Origin of the sequence: Microbacterium sp. nov. GSS16, from assembly GCF_028198145.1 — a bacterium.
Taxonomy (GTDB): domain Bacteria; phylum Actinomycetota; class Actinomycetes; order Actinomycetales; family Microbacteriaceae; genus Microbacterium.
In genome coordinates this window covers 1,428,988-1,452,704 of sequence record NZ_CP116338.1, presented here as the reverse complement: position 1 = coordinate 1,452,704, position 23,717 = coordinate 1,428,988, and the positions used below count along the sequence as shown (strand labels likewise).

The following is a 23,717-nucleotide window of genomic DNA, read 5'->3' as shown; positions in this document are numbered from 1 at the left end:
TCCAGCCTAGTGAGAGAGCGGATGCCGCGAGCACGGCCTCAGATGACGGCCAGGGTCTGGCGGGCGATCTCGAGCTCCTCATCGGTGGGGACGACGAGCACCTCCACTGCCGAGTCGTCCGAGGAGATGCGACGGATGCCGCGTCCGCGGGTCCCGTTGCGCTCCGCGTCGAGCTTCACGCCGAGGAATCCGAACGTGGCCAGCGCGTCGGCACGCACGTCGACGGCGTTCTCGCCGACGCCGGCGGTGAAGACGATGACATCGACCCCGCCCAGCTGCGCGACGTACGCGCCCAGGTAGGCGCGCAGGCGGTGCACGTACACGTCGTAGGCCAGCGTCGCCGCTTCCTCGCCTGCCGCGCGTCCGGCGAGGATGTCGCGCATGTCGCTGCGTCCGGCGAGACCCAGCAGGCCGCTGCGCTTGTTGAGCAGCTCGTCCAGCTCGTCCGTGTCGAGTCCGGCCCGGCGGGACAGGTGGAACAGCGCTGCCGGGTCGATGTCGCCCGTGCGGGTGCCCATCACAAGGCCCTCGAGCGGGGTGAAGCCCATCGAGGTCTCGACCGAGCGGCCGCCGTCGACGGCCGTCATGGATGCCCCGTTGCCGAGGTGGAGCACGATCTGACGCAGCCGCGCGAGGTCGCGCCCGAGGAACGACGCGGCGGCCTCGGAGACGTACTTGTGGCTGGTGCCGTGGAACCCGTACCGGCGGATGCGGTGCTCGCGCGCGACGGCTGCATCGAGCGCGTAGGTGTACGCCGCGGGAGAGAGGGTCTGGTGGAACGCGGTGTCGAACACCGCCACGTGGGGCACGTCGCGGAACGCCGCGCGCGCGGCCCTGATACCGGCCAGGTTCGCCTGGTTGTGCAGCGGCGCGAGGACGCTGAGGTCTTCGATGTTGATCTCGACGAGCGAGGTGATCACCGTCGGCTCGAAGAACCGCGCTCCCCCGTGCACGACACGATGGCCGACCGCCATCGGCGGGTGGTCTGCGAGGTCTGGCCCGTGCTCGGCGAACTGGGCGAGCATGACGGCGAACGCCTCGTGATGATCCGCGATGGGCCGCTCCTCCGAATGGCGCACGTCGAGGATCGTCGGGACCGGCTCACCTGGTTCGGCGACGACGCGCGCCGTATGGCTGACGATGCCCGCGTCCTGACCGATGCGCTCGATGAGTCCACTGCCCAGCTCGACCTCGCGAGACGGATCGATGAGGCTGTACTTCAGCGATGAGGAGCCGCTGTTGATGACGAGCACGGATCCCCGGGACGCCCCGTCCCGTGCTGCGCGTGCGGCGGCAGTGCTCATGCCCGATCTCCCTGCGCCTGGATCGCCGTGATCGCGACCGTGTTCACGATGTCGTCGACGAGAGCGCCGCGCGACAGATCGTTGATCGGCTTGTTGAGGCCCTGCAGCACCGGGCCGATCGCGACGGCGCCGGCTGAGCGCTGCACAGCCTTGTACGTGTTGTTGCCGGTGTTGAGGTCGGGGAAGATGAACACCGTGGCGCGTCCGGCGACCTCCGAGCCCGGCAGCTTGGCCTTGGCCACGGCCGCATCGGCGGCGGCGTCGTACTGGATGGGACCTTCGACCGGCAGCGAGGGCTCGCGCTCGCGCACCAGCGCGGTCGCCGCGCGCACCTTCTCGACGTCGGCGCCCGAGCCGGACTCGCCCGTCGAGTACGACAGCATCGCGACACGCGGATCTATGCCGAAGCGCCGCGCGGTCGCCGCGGACGAGATCGCGATGTCCGCCAGCTGGGCGCTCGTGGGATCCGGGATCACCGCGCAGTCGCCGTACACGAGCACCCGGTCGGCGAGCGCCATCAGGAAGACGCTCGAGACGACCTCGACACCGGGCTTGGTCTTGATGATCTCGAAGGAGGGACGGATGGTGTGCGCCGTGGTGTGAGCCGCTCCTGAGACCATCCCGTCGGCGAGTCCGAGGTGCACCATCATGGTTCCGAAGTACGACACGTCGGTGACGGTGTCTGCGGCCTGCTGCTGCGTGACGCCCTTGTGCGCGCGCAGGCGCGCGTACTCTTCGGCGAAGCGCTGCACGAGCGTCGGGTCGGTCGGGCTGAGCACCTGCGCGGCCGAGATGTCGAGTCCGAGCGCTCCCGCGCGGGCGCGGATGCTCGCCTCGTCGCCGAGGATGGTGAGATCGGCCACCTCACGCGCGAGGAGGATGGATGCAGCCCGCAGAATCCGGTCGTCGGATCCCTCGGGGAGGACGATCCGCTTGCGCTCGCTGCGCGCCCGCTCGATCAGCCCGTACTGGAACATCAGCGGGGTGACGACCGTCGACTCGGCGAGCCCCATCTGGTCGGTCAGCTCCGAGATGTCGACGTGCTTCTGGAACAGCTCGAGCGCCGTCTGGTAGCGCTGCGCGGACTCGGGGCTCATCCGGCCGCGTGAGCCCATGATGCGCACCGCCGTGTCGAAGGTGCCGAGGTCGGTTGCGATGATCGGCACGAGCAGCTCGAATCCGTCGATGAGCTGCAGGATCTGCTCGGGCAGCTCGAACGGCCCGTTCAGCACGATGCCGGCGAGGTCGGGGAACGTGCCGGAGGCCGCGGCGAGCACCGTGGCGAGCAGCGTCTCGCTGCGGTCGGCTGCGATCACGACCACCGATCCCTCGGTCAGGCGCGGCAGCACGTTGACCATCGACATCCCGGCGATCACGATGCTGTACGCCTCGCGCTCGAGCAGATCGTCACCGCCGCGCACGAGCCGCCCGTCGACGGCGTGCATGATCCCCCGCATCGACGGCGCGACCAGTGAGCGCTCCTCGGGAATGGCCCATACCGGTGTGCGGGCGTCTTCGACCAGATCGATGATCTCGGCGAGCTGGTCGGGCTCGGCGCGGTTGACGACGAGGGCGAACAGCTCGGCGCGCTCGGCGGTGAGCTCGGCGATCGCGAGAGCGGCGAGCTGCTGCACCTGAGCGGGCGTGCGGGCGGTGGTGGTGCCCAGCTGCTCGGCCTGGTTCTGGCTGTCGCGACCCGAGAGCACGAGCATCACCGGGACGCCGAGGTTGGCGGCGATCCTGGCGTTGTAGCCGAGTTCGGCCGGTCCTGCCACGTCGGTGTAGTCGCTGCCGACGACGATGACCGCGTCGCACTGCGCTTCGACGGCCTTGAAGCGGGCGACGATCGTGCCGAGAGCGGCGTCGGGGTCGTGGCGCACATCGTCGTAGGTGACGCCGACGCAGTCGTCGTGCTCGAGGTGCACGCCGTCATGCGCCAGCAGCAGCTCGAGCACGGCGTCGCGCTCCTCGGCTGAGCGGATGATCGGGCGGAAGACGCCGACGCGCGGCGAGACGCGCATCACCGCGTCGAGCACGCCGAGCGCGATCGTCGACTTGCCCGTGTGTCCTTCGGCAGACGTGATGTAGATGCTGCGTGCCACGTGACCAGCCTAGTGACCCCCGGCCCTGAGCCCACCTGGGTCCCTGAGCCTGTCGAAGGGCCCTCAGCCCGTCTGGGCCCCTGAGCCCGTCTGCGTCCCTCAGCCCGTCTGGGCCCCTGAGCCTGTCGAAGGGCACGGCCCGGACAGCGCATCCACCACGGCGGCCGCGTCGTCTGCGAATCGGGCGTAGTGCTCGGGGTCGGAGTTGATCTGCACCCGGTTGATGGCCCTCGACGGCTCGAGGCTCTGCCAGTCGGGCACGCGTCTCAGGCGCGTGAAGAACATCGACGAGGCGGTGACCGGATCCATCCGCTCGGCGACGCTTCCCCACCACTCCTGCTGCTGGAACAGTCCGATGCTCGTCGTGCGGCTGCCGTCGGGGTTGACGACCCCCGAGGTCTCCCAGTCGCCGTGATCGAGGTTGCGCAGCGAGCTCTCGCCCATCGCCGCCATCACGCCGACGATCTGACCGTCGCGTGCGAACCCGAGCTCGCGCGCCGTGCGCACGACCGTCGCGGCGTTCTCGAGCTGCTCGCCGCGCCATCCGTTCACTCCGAAGGCGGGGTACGCCTCCGGCTGATCGAGGCAGTAGCCCTCGGCGCGGGGTGCGGTGATGAGGGCGATCAGGGCCAGCACCCCGGATGCCACGAGCGCGACTGCGGCGGTGACCGCGGCGACCCTGATCCGCTGCCGACGCCGTGCCCGCGCCCTCGACCCGGCCGCCCGGCGGCCGCGGCGAGCGCTCACGATCGCACGCGGGGGCGCGGGGCGCGCGCGGGGCGTCGCGCGGCCAGCGCGGCGATGCCGCCGCCGACAGCCCCGAACAGGTGCGCCTGCCACGACACCCCTGCACCGGCGCCGAAGATGCCGGTGAGCACCGTGGTGCCGTACAGCACGATGACGATGAGTGCTATCGCGGCGTAGGCGATGCGGTGCGACACACGGCCGGGGGCGAATACGCGCAGCACGGTGTATCCGAAGTATCCGAACACGAGCACGGATGCGCCGACGGTGAGCGTGCCCGGGGCGTTGAGCAGCCAGGTGCCCGCCCCGCCCACCACGGCGATGATCCCCGTCACGGCCCAGAAGCGTCTCGCGCCCTCCACCGCCACCAGACAGCCGAGAACGAGCAGCGGCAGCGAATTGCTGATCAGATGCGCCCAGCCGGCGTGCAGCAGCGGACCGAGGACGAGCCCGGGAAGACTCGCGGGATCCCAGGAGCGCAGTCCCCATCCGGTGAACGACCCCGGCAGCACGGCATCGAGCAGCTGGATCGCCCACATCACCGCGAGCAGCGCCGCCGGCGCGAGAAAGCGACCAGCTGAAGAGGGGCGCGGGGCGGGAGCGGCGGGAGCGGTCACAGGTCGATCCTCGCAGGGCATCCGGTGAGAGAGCCGAGGATCCGGCCGAAGCCGACGCCCCCAGGGCATCGCTCGAGGAAAGAGAAGACTCTCCGCGCACCCGACAGAGCCCGGTTGCCCTTGCTACGTTTCCGTCCTGGGGGAATTGGCCTGGATGCCGTCACGCGGAGAGCCGTCCATCAGTCTACCCGAACGTCGGCCGATGCTCGGACAGCACGGCCTCATGCCTAGGCTCGCATCGATGCACGATCGTCGCGCGACCGGGCATGCGCGCTCCGAGGCTGCGTCCGCACCCTCGGACGGCGTTACGATCATCACACGCACCGCCGCGCACGAGAGGGCCCGCATGCACGAGAACGCATCGCTGACTGCTGAGCAGTTCACCCAGCACACATCGCGCATCGTCGCCTCGGTCTCGTCGGTCATCGACGGCAAGGCGGATGCCGTGCGCAACGCTCTCGTCTGCCTGCTGGCCGAGGGGCATCTGCTCATCGAGGACGTGCCGGGCGTGGGCAAGACGATGCTCGCGCGCGCACTGGCCGCCAGCGTGGACGCGACCGTGCGCCGCATCCAGTTCACCCCCGACCTGCTGCCCGGCGACGTCACCGGCGTGGCGGTGTACGACCCGGTGGAGCGGGAGTTCGAGTTCAAGCGCGGGGCGATCTTCGCGCACATCGTCATCGCCGACGAGATCAACCGCGCCTCACCGAAGACCCAGTCGGCGCTGCTCGAGGCGATGGAGGAGCATCAGGTCACCGTCGACGGTGCCACTCATCCGCTGCCGAACCCTTTCCTCGTGGTGGCCACGCAGAACCCGCTCGAGATGGAGGGCACCTACCCGCTGCCCGAGGCGCAGCGCGACCGGTTCATGATGCGCATCTCGATGGGGTATCCGGATGCCGCGGCCGAGACGCTCATGCTGCGCCAGCGCGACACCGCCAACCCGCTCTCGGCGATCGCCCCCGTCGCGGACGCCGCGACGGTGCGCGGGCTGATCGCCTGGGCGCGCCGCGTGCACGTCGCCGAGTCGCTCGAGGAGTACGCCGTCGCGCTGGCGCAGGCCACGCGGCAGGATCCGAGTCTGCATCTGGGGGCGAGCCCCAGGGCGACCCTGCAGCTGGTGCGTGCCGCCAAGGTCGTGGCCGCACTCGACGGCCGCGAATACGTCGTGCCCGACGATCTGGCCGACCTGGTGATCCCCGTCTTCGCGCACCGCCTGCTGGCCGCGCGCGGAGTGCACCGCGCGGGTGCGCAGCCGGTCGAGGCGGCTCTGCGCCAGATCGTGTCGCGGGTGCCGGTGCCGTTCGCCGCACGCGTCTGAGCACCCCATGCGCACCCGTCCGCTCACCGCGCGAGGAGCAGCGTGCCTGCTGCTGGGGGTGATGCTGTGCATCGCCGCGAGCGTGCTCGCCGCCCGCGCCCTGCTGTACGTCGGCGTGCTGCTCATCGTGCTGCCGCTCATCGCGCTGGCCGTCGTGCGCACACCGCGGCGGCGCGGCGAGGTGTGGCGGCAGATCTCCACCGATCTGCTCGCCGTGGGCGAGACGTCGAAGGTCACCGTGCGCTTCGAGCTGTACGCTCCCGGCATCCCGCACGGGCGCTGGGCCGACACGCTCCCCGAGGCCGTGCGCGGCGATGCATCCGGCGAGTATCCCGGCGAGACGCGGCTGCTGCACTACGAGCTCGAGGGGGTGCGCCGGGGCACGGCGACCCTCGGCCCGCTGCTGCTGCGCACTGTCGATCCGTTCGGTCTCGCGCAGCGCGTGCAGGCTTTCGGCGACACGCGGATGATCACGGTCGTGCCGCAGGTGCTCGCGCTCGCCCCGCTGCCGACCAAGGTCGGAGCCGCGGGCGGCGCCGCGCAGACCCGCTCGACGCGGCTGGGGCAGGGAGCCGACAACTTGATTCCGCGCGCGTACCTCTCGGGCGATTCCCGGCGGCGCATCCACTGGCGTGCCACCGCGCACCGCGGAACGCTGATGGTGCGCCAGGAGGAGGAAGAGGCGAGTCCGGATGCCGTCGTGGTGCTCGACCGCGCGGCGTCGCGCTGGACGCACCGCGGCGATGCGGTCGATCCGGACTTCGAGGCGGCGGTATCGCTGTGCGCATCGGTCGCGCTGCGCTTCGTGCAGGACGGCTACAGCGTCGACGTCTTCGACAGCGCGGGGTCGCTGCTGGGCGCTCTGCGAGGCCACGAGGACGACCGCGACGGTCTGATGGTGGCGTTGGCGACCGTGACGCCGCGGGGCGAGGCACGGGATCTGCGCGCCATCGTGGGCGGCACGCCACCGGGCCCTCTGGTGCTGATCACCGGGATCATCGATGCGGAGGACGCGGCGCACCTGAGCACCGCGGGCGCCTCGGCGCCGATGCTGATAGCCGCGGGCGCGCGTCCCGAGGCCGTGACCGTCGCCGCCGACCGGGGCTGGAACGTCGCCGCGCTGCACGCGTCGGCGGACCCGGCGGATGCGTGGGAGGCCGCCATGCCCCGAGTGAAGGCGCCCCGTGGCTGAGCCCACCGACACGCCACCCGCACCCGCGATCGCCCGGCCGGGGATCGCCGGGCCCGGCGTGCTCGCCGCGGTGTCCACCCTCGTCGCGATGTGGCCGTACACCGGGGTGATCGCCCCGGGAGCGTGGACGTTCGCGGTCGTGATGACCATCGCCGCGACCGCCGCGTCTGGGATGGTGGGAAGGCTCCTGTTCCGAAGACTGCGCGAGGGCATCCGGTCTCTGACTGCTCTGCTGCTGCAGCTGATCGCGCTCGCCCTGGTGCTCACCAGCCTGCTGGCGAGCGAGGCGGCCGAGTTCGGGATCGTGCCCACCGCCGCGAGCGTCGAACTGACCGGGCTGCGCCTGCAGCGCGCGGTGGACGAGATAGCGAACGGCGTCGCCCCGATCGACTCGACGGTCTCTATGGCCACGGCGATGGGCCTGGCGTTCGCCCTGGTCGCCCTGCTCGTCGACCACCTGCTGGCGCACCGGCTGGTCGTGCTCACCGCGCTGTTCACATCGATCGTCGGCACGGTGCCCTCGCTGGTGACCTTCGGCTCGGTCGATTCGGTGTGGTTCGTGGTGCAGGCGGTCATGATCCTGGTCGTGCTGCGCTTCGGCGCCCGTCACGATCGCGGCGGGACCCGCCACTCGCCGTTCGTCGCCGCCGGGCTCATCGGCGCAGCGGCGATCGCAGCCACCCTTCTCGTCTCCCCCGCTCTGCCGCTGAGCGTCGCCGCCGGCGGGAACGGGCAGGTGTCGACGGTGAACGCCGATCTGCGCCTGGGCGACGATCTGCGTCGCCCGAATGAGTCCAGGGCGCTGACGATCGTCACCTCGGCCGCGGCGCCGCCGTACCTGCGACTGGCGACACTGTCGAGGTTCGACGGCGAGGTGTGGCGTCCTGACCGCTCCGACCGGAACCCCGTGGAAGACGGTTTCGGCGCGCGCCCGTGGACCGATGACATAGAGACGGTCGAGCATGAGGTCTCGATCCGGGTCGTCGGGATCTCGAGCTCACGGCTGCCCGTGCCATACGCCGCCGAAGAGATCAGCGGACTGCCGCGCGGATGGCAGGCGATGCCGCTGAACCGCACCGTGATCAGCGCGACGCAGGATGCCGCAGGCGCCGACTACACCGTGCAGATGGCCACCCCCGCACCGAGCCTCGAGCAGATCCGGGCCAGTTCCGCCGGCGGCACAGAGCTCGTCTCGATGCCCGCCGACGATCTCCCCGAGAGCATCGGCGAGCTCGCACGAGAGGTCACGAGCGGCGCCGACACCGATTACGACCGGCTGCTCGCTCTGCAGAGCTGGTTCCGCTCGGAGTTCGAGTACTCCCTCGACGCCCCCGTCGAAGACGGCTTCGACGGCACGGGCGCCGATGCCGTGGCGACCTTCCTCGACGTGCGCAGCGGGTACTGCATCCACTTCGCCGGCGCCTTCGCCCTGATGGCGCAGACGCTCGACATGCCCGTGCGCATCGTCGTCGGCTACCTGCCGGGAACAGCGACCGATGAGAAACGGGGCGAGCAGCGCGTGTACTCCGTCACGAGCGACAAGCTGCACTCGTGGCCCGAGGTGCACTTCCGCGGCATCGGCTGGGTGCCGTTCGAGCCGACCGCGACGCTCGGGACGCCGACCGACTTCGTCCCCGGGGCCGCAGCGGGCGGTGACGGCGACGCGGAGGTGCCGACCGCGTCCGCCGCACCGACGGCGGCGCCGTCGGTCGCCCCCACGGGCGGGCCCGACCGGAGCGACGAAGACCCCGGGGCCGGCGCCGACGGTGCGCTGCGGCAGCTCGACCCGACGCCGGTGCTGCTGATCGTCGCCGGCATCCTGATGGTGCTGCTGCTGCCGGGCATCGCTCGCGCGCTGCGCCGGATGCGGCGGATGCGCGCGGCGGCGGCAGGCGACGCCATCGCGGCGTGGCGGGAGGTCGCCGACACCATGGCCGATCTGCGGCTGCCGCTGCATGCGGCCGAGACCGCGCGCGTCCGCGCGCAGTCCCTCGTCGCGTCGCGCGGCGTGGACGCTGCCGCGCTCAGCGACCTGGTGGCTGCCGTCGAGCGCCGCAGCTACGCCGAGGGCGCCCCCGCGGGCGGGGAGCTCGATGCGTCGCTGCGCCGGGTGATCGGCGACCTGGAGGTCAGCGTCGGCGGACGGCGCCGACTGCTCGCCCGGCTGCTGCCCGCATCTCTGCTGCGACGGTGAACGGGTCAGGAGATGAACGCCGGCGCGTGCTCCGCACACGGCACGGCGTCGCAGTCGGCGCAGACGACGAACTGGCGACGACACGACCTGTCCGGGCAGTTCGCGGTGCGGCTGGTCGCCGCGCCGCACCCGGCGCACGTGCCGATGACGGCGGCGTGGTCGCTGAAGTCGACGGATCCGCGCTTGTCGAAGACGTAGAGCGAACCCTCCCACAGGCCATCGTCGCCGAACCTCTCGCCATAGCGGACGATGCCGCCGTCGAGCTGATACACCTCGCCGAAACCGCGCGAGACCATCAGGCTCGACAGCACCTCGCAGCGGATCCCGCCGGTGCAGTAGGTGACGACCGGTCTGCCCTTGAGGTCGTCGTAGGCTCCCTCGTCGAGCAGGCGGACGAAGTCGCGAGTGGTGTCGGTGTCGGGCACGACCGCGTTCCTGAACCTGCCGATCTCGGCCTCGAGCGCGTTGCGACCGTCGAAGAAGACGACCTCGTCGCCGCGCTCGGCGACCAGCGCGTGCAGCTGCTCGGGGTCGAGTCTGGCACCGCCGCCCACCACTCCGCGCTGATCGACCCGCAGCTCGTCGGGTGCGCCGAACGAGACGATCTCGCCGCGCACCTTCACGCTCAGCTTGGGGAAGTCGGTGCTGAAGCCGTCGGCGTCGATCGCCGTGCCCTCGCTCCACTTGACGTCGGCGTCGGCGAACGCCGGATGCTCGCGGAAGCGGCGAACCCATTTCTTCACCGCGGGCAGATCGCCCCCCAGAGTGCCGTTTATGCCGTGCTCGGAGATGATGATGCGTCCGCGCAGCGCGAGAGACTCGCAGAGGTCGCGCTGCCAGAGGCGGATCGCCTGCGGGTCCGCCAGGGGCGCGAACGCGTAGAACAGCACGATCTTCGGAGTGGGCACCAGGAGATTCTACGGAAAAGCCCCGACGGCCCGCACTTCGTGCGGACCCTCGGGGCTCTGGCGGTGACGGCGGGATTCGAACCCGCGGTTGCTTGCACAACACACGCTTTCCAAGCGTGCTCCTTCGGCCGCTCGGACACGTCACCAGGAAACAACCTGTCCATCCTATCCGATCGCGCGCGCCGCTTCGGACCAGCGTGGAACCGATCAGTCGAAGCGCACGCCGTACATGGTGGTGTCGGAGGCCGACTCCAGCCTGTGCATGCCGAGACGCTCATAGAAGGCGCCGGCCCCCGTGTTGGCGGGGTTCATGCCGAGGTGCAGCCCGGGCACTCCCCGGTTCTTCAGCTCGGCGAAGAGGGTCTCGATCAGCCGGCGTCCGAGCCCCTGACCCTGCGTCTCGGGCAGCAGGTCGATGTGGAGGTGGGCAGGGTACTCCGCTGCGTGCTTCTCGTTGCCGGGGGCGCGACGGCTGGCGTAGCCGATGATCCCGTCCTCCCGGGTGGGCTCGGCGGCACCCGAGAGCGGGTACGAGCCCTGCCTCGACGGCCACCACTCCTCACGGAACCACCGCTCGAACGCATCCGTGTCGTCGGTCGCGACGATGTACCCGACGGTGCGGCCGTCGGCCGACTCGACGACCCAGGCGAGGTCCGGATGCCGCACCACGTACGGCACGGCGAAGACATCGCCCCACAGGCGGTCGTCGGCGAAGATGCCGGTCGCGTCGCCCCCGGCATCCGCCGTCTTCACGCAGATGTCGTAGAGCGCGTCGCGATCGGCATCACGGTACGGACGGATCCTCGTCACGGTGGCTCCTCGTCATGGGTGCTGTGGTCGGCGTCCAGCCTAGCGACGCCCAGCTCAGCACGAACGCCCCCACGAGCAGCGCGGCGGACGCACCGACCAGGGCTCCGCCGAGGGTGTCTGTGATCCAGTGCACGGCCAGGAGCGTGCGCGAGAGCGCCATCGCCACGACCCACGCCGCTCCCACGATCGCCACCCACACGCGCGGGAAGACGAGCCAGAGGACCATGGCGATGGTCGCGGCGTTGGAGGTATGCCCGGAGGGGAATGATCCGAAGTCCGAAGTGACCAGCATGTCGTCCGGGCGCGCTCTGGCGAAGATCTCCTTGAGCAGCTGAGTGAGCCCGGCACTCACCACGAACGCGATCGCCGCGAAGACCGCTCCCCGCCATCGGCGCAGCAGCACGAGCAGCAGCACGACCAGCAGCGGCACGAGCATGATGGCCACCCATCCCCCACCGATCCAGTTCAGCAGATAGGCGGCCGACAGCATCCACTCCTGACGCACCTGCGACATGAGGTCGTTCCAGAACACGTCGAGCCCGATGGTCGCACCTCGAGGAAGCAGAACGACGAGCACTCCGAGAAGCGCGGCCAGGGTGAGTGTCGCGCTTCCGGCGATCAGCAGCGTTCGTCTTCTCATCAGCCCATTCTGCCCCGAGAGCGCGCTAATCTTCGGCTATGAGCGCCGATCCCTTCATGCTTCTCGGCGGTTCGGCCGCCGATCTCGTCCACGCGCATGCCGTCGAACCCGGCCGGGTGCGCCCGCACCGCGTGCTCGACGGCGACGGGTTCAAGATCCGGATGCTGACGATGGACGCCGGCACGACCATGCGCGAGCATCGCGCGCCCGTGCCGATCCTCGTGCAGGTCGTCGCGGGTGCCATCCGGTTCCGGGTGGCGGAGACGGAGCACGTGCTCTCCCCCGGCGGTACGATCACCGTCACCGCCGGGGTGCTGCACGAGCTCGAGGCCGAGCAGCCGTCGCACGTCCTGCTGGTGCTGCTCGGCTGAGACCGCCTGGCGATCAGCCCTTCGTCGCGCCGGCCAGCAGGCCGCGCACGAAGAACCGCTGCAGGGCGAAGAACACGATCAGCGGCACGATGATCGAGATGAACGTTCCGGCCGACTGCAGGAACCAGCGGTTGCCCCAGGTGCCGGACAGCGAGTTCAGCGCCTGGGTGATCGGCAGCGCGCCGGGCGACGCGAAGATCGTCGCGACCAGCAGGTCGTTCCACACCCAGAGGAACTGGAAGATGCCGAACGAGGCGACGGCGGGCATCGCCAGGGGCAGGATGATCCGGAAGAACACCTGTCCGTGACCCGCCCCGTCGACGCGTGCGGCCTCGACGATGTCACCCGGGATCTCGGCGATGAAGTTGTGCAGCATGAACGTCGCGAGCGGCAGAGCGAAGATCGCGTGCGCGATCCACACGCGAGCGAAGCTGAACTCGACGTCGTTGAGCGTGAGCCCGGGGAAGACCATCACGTCGTTGATGGTGAGCCCCTCCGAGAACAGGCTCAGCAGCGGCACGAGGGCCATCTGCAACGGCACGATCTGCAGCGCGAAGACGAACACGAACAGCAGGTTGCGGCCCTTGAAGTCGATCCAGGCGAACGCATAGGCCGCGAGCGCGGCGATCACGATCGGGAACACGGTCGCGGGGATGGTGATCGCCAGCGAGTTGATGAACGCCGTGGCGAGCGTGGTCGACGTGCCGCCGGCCGTGAGCGCCTCCGCGTAGTTCTCGAGCGTGAACTCGGGGTTGGTGAAGGCGGTCCACCACCCGGTGGACTGGGTGTCGGCGCCAGGGCGGAACGAGGTGACGAAGAGACCGAAGGTCGGGATGGTCCAGAACACCGCGATGATCACCGCGGCGATCGTGGCGCCCTTCGACGTCAGCTTCTTATGGGCGATCGCCTCGTTGCGGCGAGTGTCGCGGGCGACCTGCCGCTTGGTGCGCGTGTCGCGGACGACGGCTTCTGTGACGGTCATCAGCGGATCTCCCTCTGCTTGGTCAGCGACCGGGCGTTGTAGATGATCAGGGGCAGCACGAAGATGAACAGCACCACGGCGAGTGCCGACGAGTGCCCGTAGCTCTGGAAGCGCTGCTGCTGGTTGACCATCTCGAAGCCGAGCACGGTGGTGTTGTCACGACCGCCGGTCATGACGGCGACGATGTCGTAGACCTTCAGCGACATGATCGTGATCGTCGTGAGCACGACGATCAGCGAGGAGCGGATGCCGGGAACGGTGACGTTCCAGAACCGCTGCCAGGCGTTCGTGCCGTCGAGCTCGGCGGCCTCGAGCTGCTCGGCAGGGACGGCCTTGATCGCGGCCGAGAGGATCACCATCGCAAAGCCGGTCTGCGTCCAGATGAACACGATCAGCAGCATGAACGTGTTGATCAGCGGCTCGACGGCCAGCCAGTTCACCGGGTCGCCGCCGAACATCGTGACGATCGCGTTCAGCAGGCCGAGCTGGTCGCCCTGCCGGTAGTCGTACATGAACTTCCAGATGATGCCCGCGCCGACGAACGAGATGGCGACCGGCATGAAGACCAGGACCTTCAGCACCTTCTCACCGCGGGCGCGGTCGATGAAGACCGCGTAGGCGAGTCCGAAGGCCACCGAGATCGTGGGGGCCAGAAGCGCCCAGATCAGGGTGTTGATCACCGACCACGTTCCGACCGGGTTGGTGAACACCCAGATGTAGTTCTCGAGCCCCACGAACTCCTCGCCCCTCTTGTCGAAGAACGACTTCACGAAGGTCGCGATCGCGGGGTAGATCAGGCCGAGCAGCAGCATGATCGCCGCGGGGGCCATGAACAGGACGAGCTGGAAGAGGTAGCCCGCGCCCTGGCGCGAACGGTAGTCGGCGAAGAACAGCAGGGCGCCCGAGAGCAGCGCGATCGCGACGACGTAGAGCACCGCGTTCGAGTAGGGGCGCAGCAGCAGCAGCGCCAGCACGGGGATGACGAGGCACGCCACCAGCCGCATGATGAAGTACCCCTTGCCGGGACGCGGCGCGAACTCGATCAGCACGAGCACGATGCCCACGACGAGCCCGAAGACGAGCAGCACCGCGGGGATCTGGACGAGCGGGTGCAGTCCGCCCAGCCAGAGGAAGAAGTTGTTCAGCGAGACCGGGCCGAGGGCGATGCGGGCCGGGTCTTCGACCGGTGCCGAGATGATGAGCAGGAACAGCACCGCGGCGATGGCGACGAAACCTGCGACGACCGCGATCCGCGTGAGTCGACGCCCCTTGGCATCCACCCCATGCGTGGTCTTCGGCAGCTCCGCCGTGTCTTTGTCGTCGACTGTCAGCAGTGACATGGGATCCCCTTCTGAGTAAGGATGCGGGGTCGGGCATCGCTGCCCGACCCCGCTTCGACCAGCGGACTTGCGCTCAGACCGGCGCGACCGACTAGTTCTCGTAACCTGCCTGGATGTCGCTCAGCACCTGCTCGGTGTCCTTGCCGTCCACCCAGTCGACCATGCCCTTCCAGAACGAGCCCGAGCCGACCGTCGACGGCATGAGGTCGGACGCGTCGAAGCGGAAGACGGTGGAGTCATCCTGCAGGATGCCCATGGCCTCCTGAAGGAACTCGCTGCTCGCGAGGCTCGCGTCGGCGTTCTTGTTCGCCGAGATCACGCCGCCCAGCTCGACGCGTGCGTCAGCGAACTCGGGCGATGCCATGAACTCGAGCACCTTCACCGTCGCGGCGTCGTCGTTGAAGGCCGCGACGAACTCGCCGCCACCCTCGACCTGCAGCTCGCCCTCGGTGATGCCGGGGGTGATGAAGGCGTAGACGTCGCCCTCCGGGCCGACCTCGGGGGTCTCACCGGCGGCGTTCTTCACATCGAGGAAGTTGGCCGAGAGGAACGAGGCCTGGTGCGTCAGCGCGCAGCTGCCGTCGGCGACCTTGGCCGCGACGTCGGCGAACGCGGTCGAGTTGATGCTCTTGACCTCACCGAAGCCGGCGTTCACGTAGTCGGGGTTGAGGATGATCGAGCCGACGGCGTCGAACGCCTCCTTGATCTCCGGGTCGGTGAACTTCACATCTCCCGCCACCCAGTCGTCGTAGACCTCAGGACCGGACTGACGAAGGACGAGGTCCTCGATCCAGTCGGTGCCAGGCCAGCCGGAGGCTTCACCCGAGGCGAATCCGGCACACCAGGGCGCCTGTCCCGACTTCTCCTTGATGGTGTCGGTGAGGGCGATCAGCTCGTCCCAGGTCTTGGGGATCTCGACGCCCCACTCCTTGAACTTCGCGGGCGAGTACCAGATGTAGCCCTTCAGATTCGCGAGCATCGGCGCCGCGTAGAACGTGTCGTCGAACGTGCCGTAGGCCTTCCAGTCCTTCGACCAGTTCTCGTCCACGGCCTTCGAGACGCTCTCGGGCGCCTCGGCGACCTTGCCGGTCTCGACGAGGGTCTTGAGCAGGCCCGGCTGCGGGACGATGGCGATGTCGGGTGCGTCGCCACCGGCCACCTTGGTGACGATGTTGCCCTCGAAGCTCTTGTCGCCGGTGTACTCGACCTTGATCCCGGTGTCCTTCTCGAAGGCTGCGAAGCTCTCGTTGAGGTCGTCGGCCTCGGTTCCGGTGATGCCACCGGAGATGCGGACCGTCTTGCCTTCCACGTTGCCGTCGTCGCCGCCTCCCGATGAAGCCTCCGCGCATCCGGTCAGCGCAAGTGCGGTCGCGCCGACCAGGGCGAGGGGAGCAAGCAGGCGGTATCGCTGTGACAGAGCCATGTGTTTTCTCCTCTTCCAGGGTGTTCCGGCCCTCGGTCGGCGGAGAGCCCGCAGCGTTGAGGAACCGATTCCAGGACAACCTACTTGCCCTGAGCGCCCCGGCACAATGCCACGCTGAGCTGATGACAGAACCGTTGTGCAGACGTGATCACTCGTTTGGGAGCGCTCCCAAAGCATAGCGCGTGGAACCGGTTCCTTCTATGCCCGGCCGCCGGTATTCTGACGTGGCCGACTCGAGGAGCCCCATGAGCACGATCGCCGACGTCGCCGCACGAGCCGGCGTGTCCAAGGCCACGGCCAGCCGTGCGCTGAGCGGCGGCGGATACGTCTCGGCCGGTACGCGTGAGCGGGTGCGGGATGCCGCGCGCGAGCTGCACTACGTCGCCCACTCCTCGGCGACCACTCTCGCCACCGGGCGGTCGCTGTCGGTCGGCGTGATCATGCCTGCCCTGGACCGCTGGTTCTTCGCGGAGCTGCTCTCGGGCATCCAGGAGGGGCTGCTGGATGCCGGGCAGGACCTGGTGCTCTACGGAACACGGGACGGCTCGGACGAGCGCGCGCGCCTCTTCTCGGATGTGCTCCCCCGCCGCCGACTCGACGGGATCATCGCCGTGGGCATCCAGCCGAGCACCCACGAGCTGTCGCGGCTGGTGCGGGTCGGGTCGCCGCTGGTGAGCGTCGGGGCCTATCACGAGGAGAACAGCTCGGTCTCGATCGACGACGAGGCCGCCGCGCGCATCGCGACGGAGCACCTCATCGACCTCGGACACCGCGACATCGCGTTCCTCGGCGGCCGTGTGGATGCCGCAGACCACGCCTACGGCGACGAGCGGCGCCTGCGCGGCTACCGGGCGGCCATGACCGCCGCATCGCTGCAGTCGGCCGTGCGGCACGCGCCCGGCGACTCGACGACGCCTGGCGGCTACGAAGCGGGCGTGCGCATGCTGGGCGACCGCCAGAGCCGCCCGACCGCGTTCGTCGCGGTGTGCGATGAAGCCGCGATCGGCGGCATCATCGCCGCCAGACGTCTCGGGCTCTCTGTGCCGGCGGAACTGAGCGTGGTAGGCATCGACGACCACGCGCACGCCGAGATGTTCTCGCTGACGACTGTGCGACAGCAGCCCCGGATGCAGGGGCTCGCCGCGGTCGAGCTGCTGCTGCGCAGGATGGATGCCCCCGACGCGCCGGCCGAGCAGCTCGCCGTGCCGTCGGACCTTGTCGTGCGCTCGTCGACCGCGGTGCCGCGCCCCTGACCCGGCGTCGGCGCGGGCCGGCGGCGGCAGGTGCTGCTCGCCGGCATGCAGGAAGGCCCCCGGCGCGAGCCGAGGGCCTTCTGTACGCGGTGAGGCGTGATTACTTGAGGGTGACCGTGGCGCCGGCGGCCTCCAGGGCCTCCTTCGCCTTCTCGGCGGTCTCCTTGTTGGCGCCCTCGAGGACGGCCTTCGGAGCACCGTCGACGACGGCCTTGGCCTCGCCGAGGCCCAGCGAGGTGAGCTCACGGACGGTCTTGATGACCTGGATCTTCTTGTCGCCGGCAGCCTCGAGGATGACGTCGAACGAGTCCTTCTCCTCCTCGGCCTCAGCAGCGCCAGCGCCACCGGCTGCGCCGGCAACGGCGACCGGAGCGGCCGCGGTGACGTCGAACTTCTCCTCGAACGCCTTCACGAAATCGCTGAGCTCGACGAGGGTGAGGCCTGCGAACTGCTCCAGCAGCTCCTCAGTGGAAAGCTTCGCCATGATGTTTTCTCCTAGATAAAGGTGTGGTTTGGGTGGGGAGATCGCCGGACGCTCACGCGGCCTCTGCGGTCTCCAGCTTTTCGCGAAGCGCGTCGATGGTGGCGGCAGCCTTGCCCATCGTCGCCTTCATCATGCCCGCTGCCTTCGCCAGCAGAACCTCACGGCTCTCGAGCGAGGCGTACTTGTTGACCTCGTCGGCGTCGAGGGCCTTGCCCTCGAAGACGCCGCCCTTGATCACGAGAAGCGGGTTGGCCTTGGCGAAGTCACGCAGAGCCTTGGCAGTGGCGACGAAGTCACCGTGCACGAACGCCACAGCCGAGGGACCCTTGAGGTCCTCGTCGAGCGACGTGATCCCCGCGTTGTTCGCGGCGATCTTGGTCAGCGTGTTCTTCACCACGGCGTACTCCGCGTCCTGACGGATGTTGCCGCGCAGCTCCTTGAGCTGGGCAACCGTCAGACCGCGGTACTCGGTCAGCAGGACGGCGTTCGAGTTCTCGAAAGACTTCGTGAGCTCGGCAACCGTTGCATCCTTCTGCGCCATGGTCACTCCTTACGTGTACGGACGCCACGCGGATGCGGGACGTCGACCTCGACCGCCCCACGACATGAGAAAAGCCCCGGCGCAAGCGCACGGAGCTTCGAGAAGTATTCGCACACCTGCGCGGGCCCCTGCTGAGCAGTGCTTCGATCGTCACGTTCGCACACGACGATGACCGGCGGTCTTCGGTTATGACTCACTCTACGGCATCCGCGCATCTCCCCCAAATCGGTGCACGCGGGCAGTTCTCCCCATCGACGGGTCCGATCGCCTTCGCTAGCGTGAACAGGCGACACGCACCCGCGAGGGGCACGGGCCGAGAGAGGACACATCGTGGCAGACGTCAGCCTGGATTACACCGCCATGGAAGCCAGCATCCGCGCCTACAAGAGCATGCGATCGATGCTCGACGGAGCCACGAGCGCACTCGGCTCGGCGTCGAGCGGCGCTGTGCCGCAGGATGAGCTGCGCGAGCGACTGCACGAGCTGCACGATGCGTGGGGCGGCGGGCTCGACAAACTCGCCCGCTTCTCGGAAGACGCGCACGGGGGGCTCAGCTCGGTTCTCGAGGCGTTCCGCAGCTTCGACGCGGAGGTCGCGGCCAACATGGATGAGGGGAAGCGGTGATGAGCGCGTTCCCCGCACTCGGATTCGACCCGGCCCCCGGGGATCTGTCTCTGCTCGAAGGCTTCGTCGACAATCTCAGCTCCGGCGCCGATGGCGTGGACGATGCGCTCACTGTGCTGGATGGCGCGGATGAGACGACGTGGACCGGTCTCGCCGCCGACGCGTTCCGTGCGAACCAGTCCGAGGAGTTCCGTCCCCGGCTCGTCGACTCAGGACGCGCCTTGCGCTCGTCCCACACGACGCTGTCGACCTGGGTGAGCGAGCTGGCCGAGTTCCAGCGCCGGGCGCGGGTCCTGGAAGACGACGCCGCCGAGGCGCGCGCTGCGGTGAACCGGAGCGAAGGCGCCCGTGAGGACGCCGACTCCAGCGCCGACGGCGCCACGCCGGATCCGGACGCCGTCCGCGACGCCGAGCGTGCCCTCTCGCTGGCCCAGGGCGATCTGGCGTCGATCCTCGCGGAAGCCCGCCGCCTGCAGGAGGCTGTGTCGCAGCGCGCCGCAGAGATCGCGCGCCTGCTCGAATCCGCACGCGACGAGATCGGCCAGTATGCGGGCAACTGGTTCTCCAACACCTGGGACGACGCGGTGGATCTCGCCGACAAGTTCATGGAGTACGTCGTCCCGATTCTCGAGGACATCCTCCGAGCTGCGCTGCCGATCATCAGCCTGCTGTCGTTCGTGTTCCCCGCGCTCGCGCCGATCGCGCTGGGCATCTCCGTCGCCCTGGTCGTCATCGACGGCCTGCAGGCCCTGACGGGCCGCGGCACCTGGGGCGATTTCGCCGTCGGGGTGGCCGGACTGGCACTGGGATTCGCCGCGTCGGGCCTGAGCGGTGTGCTCGGGAACGGCGCCAGTGTGCTGCGGATCAACATTCCCACGATCGGACCTGGCCTCGCCACGGCCGGGGGCGGGGCTATGACCGGCGGCGTGGTGACGGTCGCGTCGCTGTCCATCAGCACGGGCGCGCTCGCCGGCAACACCTACTGGGCGGCGACGACCGCGAACGACATGTACTCCGGTGGCAAGGACTTCCTCGAGAGCATCAGCGGCCCATGGACGAATCTCGTCGAACGCGGAAGGAACCTGGTTGCGGGCGAAGGACCGCGCACGGATGAGGAGCGATGGTGACGACGCACACCAGTGCCCCCGAGCACGATGTCGTATGGCAGCGCCTCCCACAGGGTTGGATCGAGCTGCGGGCGTTCGGCGATCAGACGCCGGCGCAGTGGTGGCAGCGCTACCTCGCATCCGGAGAAGGGTGGCTGACGGAGGAGGCACGCGACGCTCTCACCGCCGGGTTTCACCGCGGCGTGGCCATGTTCTCGGGTTCGTCGTTCGACTTCGCAGGCATGCACCTCGACGTGGGCGACCGTCCCGCCGTATGGTTCCTGTCGACTCAGGTCGTGCGCGCCGCGGAGGACGTCGTGCGCGATGCCGATCGCTCGCTCGCCTATCTGGCCGTGGCCAAGCTGGGTGCGGCAGGCTCGAGCACGTCGTTCACGGCATCCGACGGGCGCACCGGGCTGATCGCCTTCGGCACCGTCGGCACGCCGACGCAGGGCATCGTCGCAGTGGGAGAGCTGTCGCTCCCCGGCGATCGCGGCATCGCTCTGGTGACCGGGATGACCTCCGATCCTCACCGTCATCAGGATCTGCTGATCCGGGTGGCGTACGCGCTCGACACCACGCTGCTGCTGCCCCCTGGGCAGACCCCGCCTGAACCCGAGGCGACAGAATAGGGCCATGGCGTTCCACCTCATCCGCGCAGAGTCCCGCCCCTATCTGAGCCCCGAGCCAGAGGCTGCGGGAGAGCGTTCCAGGGCCCAGCGCGCCGTGGAGGTGCTGGGAGCCGACTACCTGCGCTGGTCCCGCATCGGGTTCGGGCTGCTCGCGTTCGTCGGCTCTGTCGTCGGCGCGTCGGGCTCGAGTGCCGTCATCGACGCCTTCAGCGGCGACAGGTCGCCGGTGGTCAGCGCGTTCGCCGGCGTCACCGGTCTCGCTCTTCTCGCCGTGCTCGGCCTGAGCCTGTGGATGCTGATCGCACTGGGCCTCTCCGGTCGTCGGCTCGTCCGATCGCTCGCGGCGTGGCTGGCGGGCCCTTACCGCTCCGGCCGGCTCGCGCCGTCGTGGGCCGGCTGGCTGCACACACGACTTCTCATGTTCCGGCCTGGCGCCTTCGTCCGCATCGCCGCCGCCTCGTGCGCGGCACTGTTCGGGGCGTACGCGACCTACGCGTTCTTCGAGACCGTCGCGGCGCCCTCAGCCAACGTCGTGATGTACGGACTCTGGGCGGTCATCGGGTTCGTCTCGTCCGTCGTGCTGTTCTCCGGCAGCATCCGGCTGATCAGCGGCCGCGCCGAGGCCGACCGAGTATGGCGCACCGTGCGCGACACCGCATTGCGCTGACGCGTCGCGATTCGGTGTCGTCCGCGTCCTCCTCGCGATCGGGCCGGCTGGCGTGCACGGCGTGTGGGGCCCGACGGACCACCGCGCCGCGGGTACTCTCGTAAGGTGACTCCCGAACTCCAAGCGCGCATGCTCGCGGATTCTCGCGACCGGGTCGCCTGGCTTCGCGCGCGGGCCCGCGGGATCACCGCCACCGACGTGGCCGGTCTCTCCGGGGAGGCGTCGATCGCGCGCGCTGCGGATGCCAAGCTCGGCGCCGGCCCTCGGTTCGGCGGCAACGCGTACACCGATCACGGACGCCGTCGGGAACCGGAGATCGCGGCGTGGGTGGCGGCGACCCACGGCATCCTGCCCTCGTCGGCCCTGTTCCACGCGGAGATCGAGAAGCGCCACCTTGCGACGCCGGACGGCATCTGCGTGGACGGCGACGGGCGCGTGCTGCTCGCCGAGATCAAGACCACGAACAAGTCGTGGCGGACCATCCCCCGCACCTACCTGCGGCAGGTCTGGTGGCAGCAGCACGTGCTCGGCGCCGAGCGCACGCTGTTCGTGTGGGAGGAGCATGACGACTTCAATCCGATCCACGACGAGCCGCGCTCCGTGTGGATCGACCGCGACGAGAAGGAGATCGGTCAGCTCATCGCCCTTGCGACGCGCTTGATCGACGAGCTCTACCGTCGCACCACGGGTCAGGCGCCGCCGACCCGCGCGCCGCTTGCTCCGAGCCGCCGCTCGGCGCTTCGCGAGCGCGACATGTTCCGCGCTCTGGCCCTCTCGGAGTGACCGCGGCGCTGACGCTGTCCGCGCCGCTCAGAGCGGAGCGAGCACCAGGGCGGCCTCTGCCGCCACCTCCGCGGCGATCGCGTCGAGCAGCGGGGAGCGCAGGTTCCACTGCTGCCAGTACAGCGGCACCCGGATGCGCGGCTCGCCCAGCTCGACAAGCCCGTCGGTCACGTGCGGCGCGGGGATCAGCCCCCAGCCGAGTCCGAGCCGAACCGCCTCGGAGAAGTCGTGCGACGCCGGCACGTAGTGTCTCGGCACCTGCCACGGATCCACCTCTCTCGCCCGCAGCCACCCCTGCTGCAGGGTGTCGCGCCGGTCGAAGTCGACGAACGGCGCGCGAGCCAGCGTCTCGGCGGTGACGCCATCCGCGAACCAGTCCTCGATGTAGGCGGCGGTCGCCATCGCACGGTACTCGAGCACGCCGAGCGGCGTGACTGCGCTGCCGCCCACCGGCTCGGCTTCGCTCGTGACGGCCGCCATCACCTCACCTGACTCGAGCATGCGGGCCGTGTAGTCCTGGTCGTCGCGGTGCAGATCGACGTCGATCGGATGCCGGCGCGCCACGCGTGCGAGCGGAGCGAGGAACCACGTCGCCATGGAGTCGGCGTTCACGGCCAGCGGGATGCGCACCCGAGGCGAGTCGGGCGCGGCGTCACCGAGGCCGAACGCCGTCACGGCGTCGTGCTCGAGCAGCGCGACCTGCCTGGCCAGCCGCACGAGCGCCTCACCCGCCTCGGTCGCGCGGACCGGACGCGAGCGCACCACCACGGTTCTGCCGATCTGCTGTTCGATCGACTTGATGCGCTGGCTGATCGCGGACTGCGTGAGGTGCATCCGCCGCGCGGCGGCCTCGAAACTTCCCTCGTCGACCACCATGGCGACGGTGGCTGCCAGCTGGGCATCGATCTTCACATAAGTGATGCTAATGCTCGTGCAGCCATCTTCGCTGGCTCTGATCCACTCCGGCGCCCTAGCTTTGACTCGTGCTCACCTTCGTCGCCGGCCTCGGCCTGATGTACTCCCTGATCATCGCCGTCGGCGCGCAGAACGTGTTCGTCCTGCGCCAGGGGCTTCGTCGTGAGCACGTCCTCCCGGTGGTGCTCATCTGCGCGGCATCCGATGCGGCGCTGGTTCTGGTGGGCACCGCGGGACTCGGCTTCCTGATCGCGGAGCTGCCCTGGCTCATCGTCGCCGCCCGCTGGCTGGGCGGGCTGTCGCTCGTCGTGTACGGCGTCCTCGCCGCGCGGCGCGCATGGCGAGCAGAGGGCGAGGCCCTGGTGGCGGACGCGCCACCAGCATCCGGATCGCCCTCCGCGGCCGGCGGCGGCACCCCGACCGCGACCCGCACCCGTCTGGCGCCGGTGCTCATCGCGACCCTCGCCTTCACGTTCCTCAACCCGAACGTCTACCTCGACACCGTGCTGCTCATCGGGTCGATCGCCGCGACGCATGGCGAAGCGCGGTGGCTCTTCGCCGCCGGGGCGATCCTGGGCAGCGTCACGTGGTTCTTCGCCCTCGGGTTCGGCGCCAGGCACCTGGGCAGCTGGCTGCGCACGCCCCGCGCATGGCGGATGCTCGACACGGTGATCGCCGCGCTGCTCGTGCTCATGGGCATCCTGCTGGTGCTGCCCGTCTTCACCGGCTGAGACGCGGAAGACCCCCGCCGGAGAACCGGCGAG

Annotated in this window: 24 protein-coding genes, 1 tRNA gene and 1 other RNA gene; 11 read left to right on the top strand and 15 right to left on the bottom strand. The window is 69.5% G+C overall.

Annotated elements, in window-relative coordinates; all coding sequences use genetic code 11:
• Positions 1-38: 38 nt before the first annotated feature.
• From PGB26_RS06850 to ffs, 5 genes are all read right to left on the bottom strand, one after another.
• Positions 39-1,304 (bottom strand): acetate/propionate family kinase, encoded by a 1,266-nt coding sequence (locus PGB26_RS06850; RefSeq protein WP_271639584.1) that lies wholly within the window; start codon positions 1,302-1,304, stop codon positions 39-41.
• Positions 1,301-3,406: a phosphate acetyltransferase gene (gene pta, locus PGB26_RS06845; protein ID WP_271639583.1), complete on the bottom strand. Its 2,106-nt coding sequence runs from the start codon at positions 3,404-3,406 to the stop codon at positions 1,301-1,303. Before pta ends, PGB26_RS06850 begins: the two co-directional genes overlap by 4 nt.
• Positions 3,407-3,505: 99 nt before the next feature.
• Entirely contained in the window at positions 3,506-4,153 is a 648-nt protein-coding gene (locus tag PGB26_RS06840; protein ID WP_271639582.1) for a hypothetical protein, read from the bottom strand.
• On the bottom strand, positions 4,150-4,767 hold the full coding sequence (locus PGB26_RS06835; protein ID WP_271639581.1) for a rhomboid family intramembrane serine protease: 618 nt from the start codon (positions 4,765-4,767) through the stop codon (positions 4,150-4,152). The genes PGB26_RS06840 and PGB26_RS06835 overlap by 4 nt, the downstream gene beginning before the upstream one ends.
• Positions 4,768-4,847: 80 nt before the next feature.
• An RNA gene (ffs, locus tag PGB26_RS06830) (signal recognition particle sRNA small type) lies at positions 4,848-4,944 on the bottom strand.
• A gap of 169 nt (positions 4,945-5,113) precedes the next feature.
• Between ffs and PGB26_RS06825 the strand changes: the two genes are divergently transcribed.
• Genes PGB26_RS06825 through PGB26_RS06815 form a run of 3 tightly spaced genes read left to right on the top strand, consistent with a single transcriptional unit; the run spans position 5,114 to position 9,474 of the window.
• The gene (locus PGB26_RS06825; protein ID WP_271639580.1) at positions 5,114-6,088 is read left to right on the top strand and encodes an AAA family ATPase; all 975 of its coding nucleotides are present in this window, start codon (positions 5,114-5,116) and stop codon (positions 6,086-6,088) included.
• 7 nt (positions 6,089-6,095) lie between these two features.
• The gene (locus PGB26_RS06820) at positions 6,096-7,280 is read left to right on the top strand and encodes a DUF58 domain-containing protein (protein ID WP_271639579.1); all 1,185 of its coding nucleotides are present in this window, start codon (positions 6,096-6,098) and stop codon (positions 7,278-7,280) included.
• The gene (locus tag PGB26_RS06815; RefSeq protein ID WP_271639578.1) at positions 7,273-9,474 is read left to right on the top strand and encodes a transglutaminase TgpA family protein; all 2,202 of its coding nucleotides are present in this window, start codon (positions 7,273-7,275) and stop codon (positions 9,472-9,474) included. The genes PGB26_RS06820 and PGB26_RS06815 overlap by 8 nt, the downstream gene beginning before the upstream one ends.
• A gap of 5 nt (positions 9,475-9,479) precedes the next feature.
• On the opposite strand, the gene trhO is transcribed toward PGB26_RS06815, so the two are convergent.
• The 4 genes from trhO to PGB26_RS06795 all read right to left on the bottom strand — a co-directional run bounded on the left by trhO (position 9,480) and on the right by PGB26_RS06795 (position 11,832).
• The gene (gene trhO / locus PGB26_RS06810) at positions 9,480-10,382 is read right to left on the bottom strand and encodes an oxygen-dependent tRNA uridine(34) hydroxylase TrhO (protein ID WP_271639577.1); all 903 of its coding nucleotides are present in this window, start codon (positions 10,380-10,382) and stop codon (positions 9,480-9,482) included.
• Positions 10,383-10,440: 58 nt separating this feature from the next.
• Positions 10,441-10,528: transfer RNA gene (locus PGB26_RS06805), tRNA-Ser, on the bottom strand.
• A 61-nt stretch (positions 10,529-10,589) separates the two neighbouring features.
• Positions 10,590-11,192: a GNAT family N-acetyltransferase gene (locus tag PGB26_RS06800; protein WP_271639576.1), complete on the bottom strand. Its 603-nt coding sequence runs from the start codon at positions 11,190-11,192 to the stop codon at positions 10,590-10,592.
• Positions 11,167-11,832, bottom strand: coding sequence for a phosphatase PAP2 family protein (locus tag PGB26_RS06795; protein ID WP_271639575.1), 666 nt, complete (start codon positions 11,830-11,832; stop codon positions 11,167-11,169). Before PGB26_RS06795 ends, PGB26_RS06800 begins: the two co-directional genes overlap by 26 nt.
• Before the next feature lie 38 nt (positions 11,833-11,870).
• On the opposite strand from PGB26_RS06795, the gene PGB26_RS06790 reads away from it, so the two are divergent.
• The gene (locus tag PGB26_RS06790; protein ID WP_271639574.1) at positions 11,871-12,203 is read left to right on the top strand and encodes a cupin domain-containing protein; all 333 of its coding nucleotides are present in this window, start codon (positions 11,871-11,873) and stop codon (positions 12,201-12,203) included.
• Positions 12,204-12,216: 13 nt separating this feature from the next.
• On the opposite strand, the gene PGB26_RS06785 is transcribed toward PGB26_RS06790, so the two are convergent.
• The 3 genes from PGB26_RS06785 to PGB26_RS06775 form a co-directional block, all read right to left on the bottom strand.
• On the bottom strand, positions 12,217-13,185 hold the full coding sequence (locus PGB26_RS06785; protein WP_271639573.1) for a carbohydrate ABC transporter permease: 969 nt from the start codon (positions 13,183-13,185) through the stop codon (positions 12,217-12,219).
• A complete protein-coding gene (locus PGB26_RS06780) occupies positions 13,185-14,525 on the bottom strand; it encodes a carbohydrate ABC transporter permease (protein ID WP_271639572.1) in 1,341 nt (446 codons plus the stop codon). The genes PGB26_RS06785 and PGB26_RS06780 overlap by 1 nt, the downstream gene beginning before the upstream one ends.
• Before the next feature lie 91 nt (positions 14,526-14,616).
• Positions 14,617-15,948 carry an ABC transporter substrate-binding protein gene (locus PGB26_RS06775; protein ID WP_271639571.1) on the bottom strand — a complete coding sequence of 444 codons (1,332 nt, stop codon included), beginning with the start codon at positions 15,946-15,948 and terminating at the stop codon, positions 14,617-14,619.
• 245 nt (positions 15,949-16,193) lie between these two features.
• On the opposite strand from PGB26_RS06775, the gene PGB26_RS06770 reads away from it, so the two are divergent.
• Positions 16,194-17,201: a LacI family DNA-binding transcriptional regulator gene (locus PGB26_RS06770; RefSeq protein ID WP_271639570.1), complete on the top strand. Its 1,008-nt coding sequence runs from the start codon at positions 16,194-16,196 to the stop codon at positions 17,199-17,201.
• Positions 17,202-17,301: 100 nt separating this feature from the next.
• Here PGB26_RS06770 and rplL read toward each other — a convergent pair whose 3' ends face one another.
• Together rplL and rplJ are read right to left on the bottom strand one after the other, a co-directional pair.
• Positions 17,302-17,685 (bottom strand): 50S ribosomal protein L7/L12, encoded by a 384-nt coding sequence (gene rplL, locus PGB26_RS06765; protein WP_204974404.1) that lies wholly within the window; start codon positions 17,683-17,685, stop codon positions 17,302-17,304.
• Between the two features lie 52 nt (positions 17,686-17,737).
• Entirely contained in the window at positions 17,738-18,226 is a 489-nt protein-coding gene (gene rplJ / locus PGB26_RS06760; protein ID WP_204974405.1) for a 50S ribosomal protein L10, read from the bottom strand.
• A gap of 330 nt (positions 18,227-18,556) precedes the next feature.
• Between rplJ and PGB26_RS06755 the strand changes: the two genes are divergently transcribed.
• The 5 genes from PGB26_RS06755 (at position 18,557) to PGB26_RS06735 (ending at position 22,038) form a co-directional block, all read left to right on the top strand.
• The gene (locus PGB26_RS06755) at positions 18,557-18,850 is read left to right on the top strand and encodes a hypothetical protein (protein ID WP_271639567.1); all 294 of its coding nucleotides are present in this window, start codon (positions 18,557-18,559) and stop codon (positions 18,848-18,850) included.
• Positions 18,850-19,977, top strand: coding sequence for a hypothetical protein (locus tag PGB26_RS06750; RefSeq protein WP_271639566.1), 1,128 nt, complete (start codon positions 18,850-18,852; stop codon positions 19,975-19,977). Before PGB26_RS06755 ends, PGB26_RS06750 begins: the two co-directional genes overlap by 1 nt.
• Positions 19,971-20,588: a hypothetical protein gene (locus PGB26_RS06745; RefSeq protein ID WP_271639565.1), complete on the top strand. Its 618-nt coding sequence runs from the start codon at positions 19,971-19,973 to the stop codon at positions 20,586-20,588. Before PGB26_RS06750 ends, PGB26_RS06745 begins: the two co-directional genes overlap by 7 nt.
• A gap of 4 nt (positions 20,589-20,592) precedes the next feature.
• The gene (locus tag PGB26_RS06740; protein WP_271639564.1) at positions 20,593-21,255 is read left to right on the top strand and encodes a hypothetical protein; all 663 of its coding nucleotides are present in this window, start codon (positions 20,593-20,595) and stop codon (positions 21,253-21,255) included.
• Between the two features lie 105 nt (positions 21,256-21,360).
• Positions 21,361-22,038, top strand: coding sequence for a YqaJ viral recombinase family protein (locus PGB26_RS06735; RefSeq protein ID WP_271639563.1), 678 nt, complete (start codon positions 21,361-21,363; stop codon positions 22,036-22,038).
• A 27-nt stretch (positions 22,039-22,065) separates the two neighbouring features.
• On the opposite strand, the gene PGB26_RS06730 is transcribed toward PGB26_RS06735, so the two are convergent.
• Positions 22,066-22,950, bottom strand: a complete 885-nt coding sequence (locus PGB26_RS06730; protein WP_271639562.1) for a LysR family transcriptional regulator ArgP — start codon at positions 22,948-22,950, stop codon at positions 22,066-22,068.
• A gap of 71 nt (positions 22,951-23,021) precedes the next feature.
• Here PGB26_RS06730 and PGB26_RS06725 point away from each other — a divergent pair, with 71 nt between their 5' ends.
• On the top strand, positions 23,022-23,684 hold the full coding sequence (locus tag PGB26_RS06725; RefSeq protein WP_271639561.1) for a LysE/ArgO family amino acid transporter: 663 nt from the start codon (positions 23,022-23,024) through the stop codon (positions 23,682-23,684).
• The last annotated feature ends 33 nt before the right edge of the window (positions 23,685-23,717 follow it).